At 39.9% G+C, this 12,612-nt stretch carries 14 protein-coding genes; 4 read left to right on the plus strand and 10 right to left on the minus strand.

Annotated features, from left to right (window positions below):
- Window positions 1-36 precede the first annotated feature (36 nt).
- From ACNARN_RS05505 to dolP, 3 genes are read left to right on the plus strand one after another with little or no spacing between them, the layout of a single operon-like run.
- Window positions 37-414, plus strand: a complete 378-nt coding sequence (locus ACNARN_RS05505) for a YraN family protein (RefSeq protein WP_416304226.1) — start codon at window positions 37-39, stop codon at window positions 412-414.
- A 22-nt stretch (window positions 415-436) separates the two neighbouring features.
- On the plus strand, window positions 437-1,027 hold the full coding sequence (gene diaA / locus ACNARN_RS05510) for a DnaA initiator-associating protein DiaA (RefSeq protein WP_004245257.1): 591 nt from the start codon (window positions 437-439) through the stop codon (window positions 1,025-1,027).
- A 9-nt stretch (window positions 1,028-1,036) separates the two neighbouring features.
- On the plus strand, window positions 1,037-1,615 hold the full coding sequence (gene dolP / locus ACNARN_RS05515) for a division/outer membrane stress-associated lipid-binding lipoprotein (RefSeq protein WP_023582845.1): 579 nt from the start codon (window positions 1,037-1,039) through the stop codon (window positions 1,613-1,615).
- Between the two features lie 113 nt (window positions 1,616-1,728).
- Here dolP and ureG read toward each other — a convergent pair whose 3' ends face one another.
- From ureG to ACNARN_RS05550, 7 genes are read right to left on the minus strand one after another with little or no spacing between them, the layout of a single operon-like run.
- On the minus strand, window positions 1,729-2,346 hold the full coding sequence (gene ureG, locus ACNARN_RS05520; RefSeq protein ID WP_006535303.1) for an urease accessory protein UreG: 618 nt from the start codon (window positions 2,344-2,346) through the stop codon (window positions 1,729-1,731).
- Between the two features lie 9 nt (window positions 2,347-2,355).
- Window positions 2,356-3,021 carry an urease accessory protein UreF gene (locus ACNARN_RS05525; RefSeq protein ID WP_416304227.1) on the minus strand — a complete coding sequence of 222 codons (666 nt, stop codon included), beginning with the start codon at window positions 3,019-3,021 and terminating at the stop codon, window positions 2,356-2,358.
- Between the two features lie 24 nt (window positions 3,022-3,045).
- Window positions 3,046-3,546 (minus strand): urease accessory protein UreE, encoded by a 501-nt coding sequence (ureE, locus tag ACNARN_RS05530; RefSeq protein ID WP_416304228.1) that lies wholly within the window; start codon window positions 3,544-3,546, stop codon window positions 3,046-3,048.
- Window positions 3,547-3,572: 26 nt separating this feature from the next.
- Window positions 3,573-5,276 (minus strand): urease subunit alpha, encoded by a 1,704-nt coding sequence (gene ureC / locus ACNARN_RS05535; protein WP_109371909.1) that lies wholly within the window; start codon window positions 5,274-5,276, stop codon window positions 3,573-3,575.
- A complete protein-coding gene (locus ACNARN_RS05540; protein ID WP_069368686.1) occupies window positions 5,273-5,599 on the minus strand; it encodes an urease subunit beta in 327 nt (108 codons plus the stop codon). The genes ureC and ACNARN_RS05540 overlap by 4 nt, the downstream gene beginning before the upstream one ends.
- An 8-nt stretch (window positions 5,600-5,607) precedes the next feature.
- The gene (locus ACNARN_RS05545) at window positions 5,608-5,910 is read right to left on the minus strand and encodes an urease subunit gamma (RefSeq protein WP_198619288.1); all 303 of its coding nucleotides are present in this window, start codon (window positions 5,908-5,910) and stop codon (window positions 5,608-5,610) included.
- A gap of 21 nt (window positions 5,911-5,931) precedes the next feature.
- Window positions 5,932-6,768 carry an urease accessory protein UreD gene (locus ACNARN_RS05550; RefSeq protein WP_416304229.1) on the minus strand — a complete coding sequence of 279 codons (837 nt, stop codon included), beginning with the start codon at window positions 6,766-6,768 and terminating at the stop codon, window positions 5,932-5,934.
- A gap of 494 nt (window positions 6,769-7,262) precedes the next feature.
- On the opposite strand from ACNARN_RS05550, the gene ACNARN_RS05555 reads away from it, so the two are divergent.
- Entirely contained in the window at window positions 7,263-8,153 is an 891-nt protein-coding gene (locus ACNARN_RS05555) for an AraC family transcriptional regulator (protein WP_196532370.1), read from the plus strand.
- Between the two features lie 5 nt (window positions 8,154-8,158).
- Here the strand turns inward: ACNARN_RS05555 and mtgA are convergent, their stop codons facing one another.
- From mtgA to arcB, 3 genes are all read right to left on the minus strand, one after another.
- Window positions 8,159-8,857 (minus strand): monofunctional biosynthetic peptidoglycan transglycosylase, encoded by a 699-nt coding sequence (gene mtgA / locus ACNARN_RS05560; protein WP_196532371.1) that lies wholly within the window; start codon window positions 8,855-8,857, stop codon window positions 8,159-8,161.
- Window positions 8,858-8,877: 20 nt separating this feature from the next.
- On the minus strand, window positions 8,878-9,528 hold the full coding sequence (gene elbB, locus ACNARN_RS05565) for an isoprenoid biosynthesis glyoxalase ElbB (protein WP_198625954.1): 651 nt from the start codon (window positions 9,526-9,528) through the stop codon (window positions 8,878-8,880).
- A 236-nt stretch (window positions 9,529-9,764) separates the two neighbouring features.
- Window positions 9,765-12,101, minus strand: a complete 2,337-nt coding sequence (gene arcB / locus ACNARN_RS05570; protein WP_198619285.1) for an aerobic respiration two-component sensor histidine kinase ArcB — start codon at window positions 12,099-12,101, stop codon at window positions 9,765-9,767.
- Window positions 12,102-12,612: the final 511 nt, after the last annotated feature.

Consider the following 12,612-nt stretch of genomic DNA (forward strand, 5'->3'; position numbering starts at 1 on the left):
TTTATTTTATGAGTGAGATAAAGAAGGAAATCATGGATGATTTTTTCTAAAAACCCTTATTTTTTAGGGCTGTATTATGAGCAAAAAGCGCTAAAATATTTACGCCAACAAGGATTAGTATTGATTGAGCGTAATGTCCGATATCCCTGCGGAGAAATTGATCTTATTATGCAGGAAAAGAGGACATGGGTATTTGTTGAGGTTCGTTTTAGACGTAACATCTTATTTGGTGATGCAATAAGCTCTATTACTGCCTCAAAACGACGTCGCTTGTGGCGTACAGCACAGTGTTGGTTAGCACAACGCCAAGAAAGTATCGAGACATCAGACTGTCGCTTTGATATTTGTGCATTTAATCAACGCCAGCTAATATGGTTAAAAAACATTCTCGATTATACGGAATTTATTCGTTAAATTAGATTATATAGGTCTTAACGTGCTTGATAGAATCAAAGTCTGCTTTACAGAGAGTATTCAAACTCAAATTGCAGCAGCAGAAGCATTACCAGATGCCATTTCCAGAGCCGCCATGATGATGGTTCAATCTTTGTTAAACGGCCATAAAATATTAAGCTGTGGAAACGGTAGCTCAGCAGCAACAGCACAGCGATTTGCCGCAAGCATGATCCATCGTTTTGAAACTGAGCGCCCAAGCTTGCCTGCATTATCGTTAAACACAGATAGCGTTGTGATGACTGCAATTATGGGGAATCAGCAGCACGATGAAATCTATGCAAAACAAGTGCGTGCATTAGGACAAGCTGGAGATGTGCTACTTGCTATCTCAACGCACGGTAACAGCAGAAGTATTATTAAAGCCGTTGAAGCCGCTGTTACACGAGATATGACCATTGTTGCATTAACAGGTTATGATGGCGGAGAGCTTGCTGGGTTATTAGGCCCTCAAGACGTTGAAATTCGTATTCCATCTCAACGCACCGTCAGAATACAGGAAGTTCAGATGCTAACAGTCAATTGTCTCTGTGATTTGATTGATAATACATTATTCCCACATCAGGATGACTAAGGAGTTACTATGAAATTGCTTCCTATCACTGCAGTGCTGTGTTCTGCACTTTTACTGCAAGGTTGTATCGGCGCAGCTGTTGTCGGCACAGCCGCAGTTGCGGGTAAAACTGCAACCGATCCTCGCTCATTAGGGCAACAAGTTGACGATGGTACCTTGGAAGCTCGTGTTTCTGGTGCTCTAAACAAAAACGAACAGATCAAGAAAAGTAATTCACGTATTGTGGCGACTGCTTACCAAGGCAATATTCTGTTAACAGGTCAAAGCCCTGATATGTCTGTTGCGAATACGGCAAAACAAGTCGCAAGTCAGGTTGAAGGGGTGAATAACGTCTACAACGAAGTGCGCCAAGGTGAGCCTGTGACATTAGGCACTGCATCTTCAGATACATGGTTAACAACCAAAGTTCGCTCTCAAATTTTAGGCAGTGATTCAGTAAAATCCTCTTCTGTAAAAGTGATCACTGAAAATGGTGAAGTGTTCTTGTTTGGTATTTTAACCCGCCAAGAAGGGGCTGCTGTTGCAAAAATTGCCAGTGAAACCAAAGGGGTAGTAAAAGTCACTACCGCATTTACTTACCTTAACTGATCCCATTGCTAATATCGTTTTTAGATTATCCTGACAGTATCGGTCTTTATAATAAAATGACCGATACTATCAGTTTCTTTCTCGACTAAAACTCGCCTTTACTCAACAAGCAGTTAGCGTCTTAACATCCCTTTATCAATGATAAAATCGATAATCGTTTCCAAGCCAACTTTTTCTTTTAGATTTGTGAAAACATAAGGCTTCACAGGGCGCATTCTTGCTGTGTCTGCTTCCATCACTTCTAATGATGCTCCAACATAAGGTGCTAGATCGATCTTGTTGATCACGAGTAGATCGGAATGAGTAATACCAGGACCACCTTTACGAGGGATCTTTTCACCTTCGGCAACATCAATTACGTAAATAGTTAAATCAGCAAGCTCAGGGCTAAATGTCGCACTTAAGTTATCACCACCGCTTTCCACAAAAACGATATCAAGATTTTTGTGGCGCATAGCTAATTCTTCAACCGCCGCAAGGTTCATTGATGCGTCTTCACGAATAGCAGTATGAGGGCAACCGCCCGTTTCGACACCAATAATACGATCCGCATCTAATGCTTCAGCACGTGTTAAGATCTTGGCATCTTCTTGAGTATAAATATCGTTAGTCACAACCGCGATTTCATAAGTGTCGCGCATTGCTTTACAAAGAACTTCTAACAGTGCGGTTTTTCCTGATCCAACAGGGCCACCCACACCAATACGTAGTGGTTGATTATATTCTTGCATATAGATTTCTCATGAACGAAAAAGTCGAGTGTATTGTGTTTCATGGCGACTACTGGCAATAATTTGTGCGGGTGTAAAACTCCCAATATCTTCCGTTGCCCAATGTGCGGATTGCTCAACAATTGCAGGGATCTGCTCTGCTAATGTAAACAATATTTTCTGCCCCGCACTTTGCCCTAATGGGATCAGTTTTACGCCTGACATCACTGTATTTTCAAGCCAACCCCAAGCGTAAGCACAACATAACTTTTCAGAGGAGATATTCCATTTCACAGCAGCTAACGCAAACGCCATGAGTTGTGTCTGTTTTACACATGCTTGTAAAGTTTCATCTAACTCAATATCTAATTGAGGAAGTAAACGAGCAAAAGCGATACCTCGTTGGCGCTCTTCTTGTCTTAACTCTTTAGTTTCACGACTTGCGACAATAAAATCACACCAATATTTCACTTCACTCATTTTGGCTTGTGCCAAATTTTCTTGTAATCGCCGTAAGATAGGGAGCTCTAACGTTGCTATAGTGCTGGTCATTTGGGTACTTAGCCAATCCGATAATGTTTGCGGACAACAAACCCAATCCTTTTCAATCGCCCACTCTAATCCTTGGGAATAAGTAAACGATCCCACAGGTAAAGAAGGACTGACTAATTGATATAAGCGCAGATCTGCAAGCATCAATAGGCTCCCTTATTCAAATAATTAGTAATGATGATGGTGATCGTCATGAGAGTGATGGTGATGATGACCACCTGACGATCCACCATAAGCGCCTGGCTCAGGTTGGTATTTCTCCAAACCCACCACTACATTGGCGCCTAAACCTCTCGCCATATCATCTAAAACATGATCATGAAAATAGCGACACCAACCCGCTTCGATTTGTAATGGAACATGACGATTACCTAAGTGGTAACAAACACGAGCCAATAACAGCGGATCGTCACTATACACGGTTGAAACTTGCTCTTTAGCTGCTTCAATCGTTACCAGCGTATTATCTTCTGACAGTAAGATATCGCCCTCTTTTAGCACCGTACCACGGGGCAAAAATAGCCCAGCTTCTTGCCCATCACTTAAGGTCACTTTTAAACGACTTTTGGTTCTTTCATCCATCGTTAAGCACAAAGTAAGAGCCTGTTTTTCTGAAGTTGCTATTTCAAGCGCTTTTTGTTTATCAATAAGTTGAGTAAATCTTTTCATTCTCTACATTCTCGGTAAAACGCGGATCAAAAGAGGAAATAGCGTTGTGCCATAGGTAATTGCGTTGCAGGTTCGCACACTAATGGCACACCATCCGCTTTCACAATATAGGTTTGAGGATCAAGCTCGATATGAGGCACATAACTATTGTGGATCATCGAAGCTTTAGTCACATTACGACAACCTTTAACACGACCAATTAAGCTCTTTAAGCCCAGCTTTTCAGGTACACCTGCGTCGATCCCCGCTTTCGACATAAAGATCATCGACGTTTGATATTTCGCTTTACCTAAACACGCATACATTGGACGATAATGCACAGGCTGAGGCGTTGGAATAGCCGCGTTAATATCACCCATTGGCGCATAAGCCACCATGCCACCTTTCATGATCAATGCGGGTTTCACACCAAAGAAAGCCGGATCCCATAAAACCAGATCAGCCAATTTTCCTTTTTCAATAGAACCAACTTCATGTGCAATACCATGCGCTAAAGCAGGATTAATAGTGTATTTCGCCACATAGCGTTTAATGCGATGGTTATCACTTTCAGGTGTGTCACCTTCTAATATGCCACGTTGTAATTTCATTTTGTGTGCACATTGCCAAGTACGAAGGATCACTTCACCTACGCGCCCCATTGCCTGCGAGTCCGACGACATAACAGAAATAGCGCCCATATCATGCAAAATATCTTCTGCAGCGATAGTTTCACGGCGAATACGAGATTCAGCAAAAGCCACATCTTCAGGAATAGAAGGATCAAGGTGATGGCAAACCATCAACATATCAAGATGCTCATCTACCGTGTTAATGGTATAAGGCATTGTAGGATTGGTTGAAGCGGGGAGAATATTCGGCTCTCCGACTGATTTAATTACATCGGGGGCGTGCCCTCCACCCGCGCCTTCGGTGTGGAAAACGTGGATCACACGACCAGCAATTGCTTTCACAGTTTCTTCATAGAAACCGCCTTCATTTAAGGTGTCAGAGTGAATAGCAACTTGCACATCCATTTCATCGGCAACATTAAGGCAGTTATGAATTGCCATTGGTGTTGCGCCCCAATCTTCATGAATTTTTAAACCAATAGCACCCGCTTCAATTTGCTCACGAACGGCTTCAGGTTGACTCACACAGCCTTTACCAAATAAACCAACATTAATCGGGAGTTCATCAACAGCCTCTAACATGCGGTGCATGTTCCAAATACCCGGAGTGACTGTGGTTGCATTTGTTCCAGCTACTGGTCCTGTACCACCACCAATAAACGTGGTGACACCAGACACCAAACCTTCTTGTGCTTGTTGAGGGCAGATAAAGTGAATATGCGTATCAACGCCACCTGCGGTAACAATTTTACCTTCACCAGCAACCACTTCAGTAGCAGGCCCTACAACAATATCCACATTAGGCTGTACATCAGGATTACCAGCTTTACCGATACCCACAATGCGACCATCTTTAATACCGATATCCGCTTTTACGATACCCCAATGATCTAAAATAATGGCGTTTGTAATAAGTACATCGACACATTCAGCATTGATGACTTGGCTCTGCCCCATACCATCACGAATAACTTTACCACCACCAAACTTGACTTCTTCGCCATAAGTGGTGAAGTCTTTTTCAATTTCAAGAAAAAGCTCAGTATCGGCTAATCGCAGACGGTCGCCAGTTGTTGGGCCAAACATATCTGCATAAGCTTGACGTGAGATAGTTTTCATTTTTTCTCACTCTCCAATTTACCCATCACTTTGCCATGAAAACCGTAAATTTCACGTTTTCCTGCAAAAGCCACCAATTCGACTGTGCGGCTTTGACCGGGTTCAAAACGAACCGCCATGCCCGCTGGAATATTTAAACGAAAACCCAAAGTGCCTTCTCGTTCAAATTTCAGTGCGTCATTCACTTCATAAAAATGATAATGAGAACCAACTTGCACGGGTCTATCACCATGATTGGCAACCTGTATTGTTTTTGTCTCTCGACCGGCATTAAGCTCGATATCCCCTAATGCCTGATTAACTCTAATTTCACCGGGTATCATGTTGTTACCTACACAATAGGATCGTGAATAGAAACAAGCTTTGTGCCATCAGGGAATGTGCATTCTACTTGAATGTCTTTGATCATTTCTGGCACCCCTTCCATGACTTGTTCTGCCGTCAAAACAGTACGTCCATCACTCATCAATTGGGCAACAGTTTTACCTTCGCGCGCGCCTTCCATAATGGCGCAACTGATAAGTGCAACCGCTTCAGGATAATTAAGCTTGAGCCCTTTCGCTAAACGTCTTTCAGCAACAAGACCCGCTGTAAAAAGCAGTAATTTATCTTTTTCTCTTGGTGTTAATTCCATTTCTGCTCCTAAAATTAACGATTATGTCGCCCATATACGAGGCGGCTCAGGGCAATACCCTAACCAGTGTTGTCTGACGGTTTGCCAAACTTGAGCAAAACACGCCATCATCGGCTCTGTTTGCGAGCCTAATAACCGTAAAACTAAAATACCGTCTACATCCGTTAAACCATATTCAATAACAGGATCGTAAGTGGCTGAAGAAATCTCAACGCTCTGTTGAATAAGGTTTTTTAATTCGTCTGTTGCGGGATAAATATAAAGTGACCCCAACATAGGAAATTCACGCATGGCAGCCGATCTTTTTTGTAAACCATCGACAAAAAGCGACTCAGTTAATGTCAACTTTTCATCAATATAGAAATTTAAACACCCTTTTACATTGCCATTTTCAAACCATTCATTTAAAACAGGGCGACCAAAACATTGGATTTCCCAGCCAATAAATCTGGCTGTAGATGCAATATGAATATGCGTTTCTAGGCAAACTTGAGCTTCAGGAAAAAAGATATTTTCTTGAGGTAACCACTCTAAAAAGCCATTAGCTGCCACTTTTAAGGTTTGAACTTGCCGAGCAACACCGCCTGCACTACGGTAAAACTTAGTGGCTCCAGGTGTTGTAAGCAACGCGTGCGCTTGAGGCTGCACATCAATATTGATCAATAGGTTATCGCCACCAACCACACCGCCTGGGGGATGAAGCAAATAAGTGTGTGCAATACCTTGCTCAGGATAAAAAGGACGCTGAACCATTAATGGGCCGATATGGCGCTTTTCTGTAAGACGTGTTATTTCACGTTTTACTTCATAACGTAAAACGATTTCAGCAAGCCAACCCTTCCCTGAAAAGTCAGACATACTCACTCCTGCCAACTCGGCAAAATTATCAATAAATCAGGAAAATACGTGAATACATACAGCGCTATCCATAAGATTGAGTCATTCAAAATCAAATAGAAAATAAGCTAATGAATGTTGGATAGGGTGTGGATAAAAGACAAACAGTGATATCCTAAGAACAGGATAATCTCCTTCGTCTTTGACGCGCGATTCTACACCTTATTACGAAAAATGCGTTTTGAATAAATAACAATTTATTTAGAAAAAATGACACTGTTTAAAATAAATGTAAAAAATGAGCAAATATCTATATTGTCATGTTTTATCAGCAAGATTATATTCTGTTTTGCTCTCATTCAGCTTTGCATGACAACACTAATTTAAACTAGAATAATCTCTCTATTTATTATTCTAGACGTGGCTTATCAGTTTATACAGCAAATGAGCTAATTTTGAGTATTGTTCATTTAAGCAAGATTAATGCTTAACTTGCCTACGGTATATCGGAGATCATGGAATACAAACACATCCTGTCCTCTAACCAAATGTCTTTAAAAACGTTTTACATCGAAAACCCGATGATAGCGATGGTTAGTGGCGCAAAAGGTACAATTTGCATCAATGGGCAAACTATTGATGTATCAAGCCATTTAACCCTTATTATTCCGAAATACAGTCAAATTTCTTGCGATATTGTCAGCCAATTTACGCATAAATCTATTGAACTACACACTCTGGTGTTATGTGAAACAGAGCTTCAATCGGTTTTCTCTTTACTAAAACCTTTAATTAAATCTAGCTCGCCACTCACAAGCCACCTTCCTTCTTACCATTTATCAACTCCTGAAGTGATAAAAAGTAATTTTGGAATTTTAAAACAGTGTTTACCGCTACCACATGGCTCTCCATCACAAGAAACCATGTTTATGCAGCAGTGCTTATTCTTTATTTTAATGGCGGTACATCAGGCAGGTGTGGATATTCTAAATATCTTTCGTTTTAACTATGATGAGCCGAAAAATCAGGCCATTACACACCTGATAACACAAGATCCACAGCGAAAATGGCATTTAGAAGATGTCGCAAAAACATTGTTTACGACGCCATCGACATTACGTCGGCATTTAAATAAAGAAGGGGTTTCATTCTGCCAATTGCTATTAGATGTCAGAATGGGGATCGCTTTAAACTACCTCACATTCTCTAATTACTCGGTATTTCAAATCAGCCATCGTTGTGGATTTGGAAGTAATGCTTATTTTTGTGATGCCTTTAAACGTAAATATGGCATGACACCGTCACAGTTTCGCATTCAATCTCGTCAAGCTAATGATCCATCGACGATAAACAAAATGTCAGAAAAAATTGCAGAGCCAGAAAGTAAAGTGTTTCCGACCTTATAAAGGTGTTACAAATTATTTTTCTTTAAAAAGGCTATTCCACCCATTAGTCGCATCTGATTTAAGATCCACTGTTGCCGTTTTAAGGTATAAGCAGAAGGTTTATTTACGTGATAAATATGCGGGTTAGGCAATACCGCAGCCAATAATGCAGCTTCATGGCTTGTAAGTTGTTTCGCTGGCTTTCTAAAATAGTGTTGAGAAGCCTGCTCTACACCGAAGATCCCATCACCAAATTCAACAATATTCAGATACACCGTTAAAATACGTTTTTTTGACCAAATAAGCTCGACAACTGGCGTCATTCCCGTCTCAAGCCCTTTTCTTATCCAACTACGACCATCCCATAAAAAGAGATTTTTGACCGTTTGCTGAGAAATAGTCGATGCACCACGTAATGTTTTCCCGTTGTTATGATTTTTTTTGAAAACTTTCTCAATAGCATCAAAATCGAAGCCCCAATGTTTGGGAAAATTTTGATCTTCAGAAGCAATAACGGCTAAATACATCACAGAAGCTATCTCTTTTTCACTTACCCAAGTAGAATGTGATACATAAGAGAAATCAAACTCACTCCAAGCAGAAATTTGTCTTTGAACCATAACAGCAGAAAAAGGCACAGGTAAAAAAGAAAACAGAACAACTGTTAACAGCCATAAAGCAATTAAAATAATTAATAGTTTCTTTAACTTTCTCACCAGTACCATCTGCTGTTTTTACCTACTATTTATGCCATCTCAAGGACTTTCTTAACTAGTTTCTCAATACCTACCTGTGCTTGTGCAATAGATTGTGCAAGCATATACGCAGGAGTTGTGACAACACGATATTTTTCATCAACAACAATATCATCAACCGGGCAATCTATATGGATGCCACCCATCTTTTCAATTGCACGAGCTGTTTCTGCGTCATTTCCAATTGTTAATTTTACTGGAGAATTTAACATTTTTGGTAACATTACAGGCGCAATACATATTAACCCTAATGGCTTATTTTGCTGATGCATCTCTTGTACAAATCTTAAGAGATCTTTGTTAATTTCACAGTCACTCCCTTTTGTTGCGAAATTGCATAAATTCTTCGCCGCACCAAAGCCACCAGGAATAATGACAGCATCAAAGTTTTCAGCCTTTGCCTCTGATAAAGGGGAGATTTTTCCACGAGAAATACGAGAAGATTCTTCCATCATATTCCTTTTTTCTGATTTTTCCTCACCTGTAATATGATTAATTACAGTTGGTTGCAAATCATTAGGTGAAAAATAATGAACTTCAGCATTATTTTGGCTTAAAGCAAGCATTGTGAGCACTGATTCATGGATTTCACTCCCATCGAATACACCACAGCCACTTAAAATTACCGCAATTGATTTCATATCTTTCTCCGTTTGTAGTAGATTACTAGTTACCCATTTATAGGTGTAAACACCAATCGGCATCACATATTTAAATGTTTCTTGTAACAAAAAAACTTATCTTTGCTATTTTGTTGCTTGTATGATGTATGGAATAGTTTCATCCTATTCGCCTATGTAATGAGAATCAAAAAAAGCGGATAGAAAAGTTTCCCTGGTGTTGGCGCAGTATTCGCGCACCCCAACTTCGGTTGGGGTTATTTTTTTCTAGCGTCTGCCAACCAGTTTCTTAAACTTTCTACATCCTTTCTCCAATCCTTCCCTAGCTCATCGACCCACTCTTGTACATTGTCCCACCAAGCAGGTAATTCCGGTGATTGGATCTGTTTAGCGAGTTGCTGTAAATGTTTTAAACCAATAGAACCTGCTGCACCTTTAATTTTATGTCCTTCCTCAGTGATGCCCTTCTGATCACGCGCTGTTAGGTTAGATTCAAGAACTGACATATAACTTGGCATCATCTTTTCAAAAACATCTAAACCATCAGTGATTAATTGAGGTCCGACAAGTTCGATGTATTGATTCAGCATGTCTATATCTAATAATTCTTCATTTTTATTCAACAATTCCGATGACTCATTACATGGCACAGAAACCGCACCATCACCCCAGAATTTGTTGATAATCGCGGTAAGTGCATCCACAGAAAGTGGTTTACTTAGCACATCATTCATTCCCGCATCCAAATACTCTTTTTTGTCTTTCAAAACATTTGCTGTTAAAGCGATAAGAGGAGGAAGTTCATTACTGTCGAATTCTTGACGTAATTTTCTTGAAATATCGAAGCCAGTCATATCAGGTAATTGAATGTCTAGTAGCACTAAGTCATATTCATCAGGCTTAAACATCGATAACGCTTCTTGTCCTGTCATTGCCACATCAACGGTATTACCCAATTTTTCTAAAACAGAGCAGGCAACAATCACGTTAAGTTCTATATCTTCAACAAGCAGAATATTTAAAGCAGGTAATAAGAGTTCATCATCACTTTCGATATCGTGGTGCTCTTCAATCGCAGGAGCGACGATAGAGAGGGTAAAGGTAGAACCCTCACCTAACTCACTCTCAACACGAATATCGCCGCCCATATGCTGTGCTAGGCGTTTTGAGACAGCAAGTCCGATACCCGTTCCCGTTGCAGAACGACCACCTTGACTATCATTGACTTGATAGTACATAGCAAAGATCTTCTCAAGCTCACTTTTTGGAATACCAATTCCGCTATCTTTCACTTCAAATAACAACTTATCTGGCGCTTCTTGCCAAATACGCACTTTGATTTCACCTTCTTGAGTAAATTTCACAGCATTACCAATGAGATTCCATAAGATCTGACGTAATCGAGTCCCATCAGAGGTTATCTTATGCGGTAGCGTTTCTTCAGCTTCGAGTGTGAATTTCAATCCTTTTGGCTGTACTAACAATCCAGACAGGTTTTCTAAATCAGAAATAAATTCAGTAAAGTCAATTGGCTGGTTATCTAACTGAATTTTTCTACGCTCAATTTTGTCCATCTCAATCACGTCATTAAAAATATTCCCTAACGTAATCGCACTCACATGGATCGTTTTTAAGTAATTGAGTTGTTCTGGTGAAAGCTCGGTATCCAATAAGATACGGCTTAATCCAACAATACCATTTAGCGGTGTACGCAATTCATGGCTGATTGTTGAGATAAAGGTGGTTTTATCACGGCTCGCGTTCTCTAATGCGTCTTGATAGCGCTTACGCTCTGTAATGTCACGTCCAAAGCCCATTAAGCCATGACGTTTACCAATACGATCATAAAACGGCACTTTGCGCAGTTCAAAACAAGCCTTGCGGCCATCAGGATAAACTAACCACTGCTCATAAGTGAGCGACACATTATGACGGAAGACTTTTTCATCCGTTTCCATCACTTTTATCGCAATATCTTCGTCATACACATCAAGTGGTGTTAAACCGATAAGTTGCTTTTCACTTTTGCCTGTCAGTAATTCCGTCGCACGGTTACATCCTGAAAATTCATTATCTTCATTGCGGTAATAAACTAAGTCAGGAGAGGCATCTAAGAATGAGCGTAAAAGTGAGGATTGCTGTTCAAGCTCGATTTGCGTCAATTCACGACGCTTCATTTCACTTTTTAGTTTTTCTAGTAGTTCAAGGTGTGCTTTTTCAACTTTTTCACGCTCTTGAATTTCCAAGTTTAATTGCTCAATATTCTCTTTCAATTGAGAGTTAAGCTCTAAGTCGCGCTGGCGCATTACACCTAGTTTATCCACCATACGAGATAAACGGCGTCGTGATTCTTCAAGTTGTTCAACCACAACAGAGAGAAAATAGACAGCCCAAGGCGTAATAATCAGCCCAAAGAAAATAGAGCGAACAAGGTCAATACTGGTAACATCACCTGCAAGCAAGAATGTCACCGCCATTTGAACAACCATCGCTAAAACAACTAATGCAGAAGCTAACAACAATGAGAAGCGAATTAGCCCCAGCCTCATCATTAAGTCAACGTAGTATTGGGCAAGCCCTTTGAGCAATTTCATTGAAAACTCCAATATATTGAATCTATGGAATGATAACCCAAAAATGAATTGGCGCAGTGGCGAACATTCAGAAATCTTGCTAAGAGTGGTTATTTCTCATTACTTTGTTTGATTTAACCCTCTATTTTCTCTCAACGAATCTATTCAGACATATGCATTCATAAAAATAATACAAAAACTAAGCAACATAGACGATAGCAATATCAACGATAAATAGACCTTATTAGAAAAAATTCAATTTGTCTTTTTTTATACAAAATGTATAAAAACAATAAAACTCCAAAATCAATATATTCAGTAGAATAACTCACTACCCGTTTTTATCATTAAAGGATGAGATAAAGCTAAACCGCTCAAATAAAGTGATATAGCTCACATTAAAAAATCGCTCTCATACTATTTTAAAATAGAATAATTTAGTTATTAATCAATGCATTAAAATAAAAATATCCTTATCTATTTTATCTCAGTCAAATATCCCTACACATTGACCTGATTTTTATTTATCGAT

Origin of the sequence: Proteus sp. TSJ240517, assembly GCF_047921575.1 — a bacterium.
In the GTDB taxonomy this organism is placed as follows: domain Bacteria; phylum Pseudomonadota; class Gammaproteobacteria; order Enterobacterales; family Enterobacteriaceae; genus Proteus.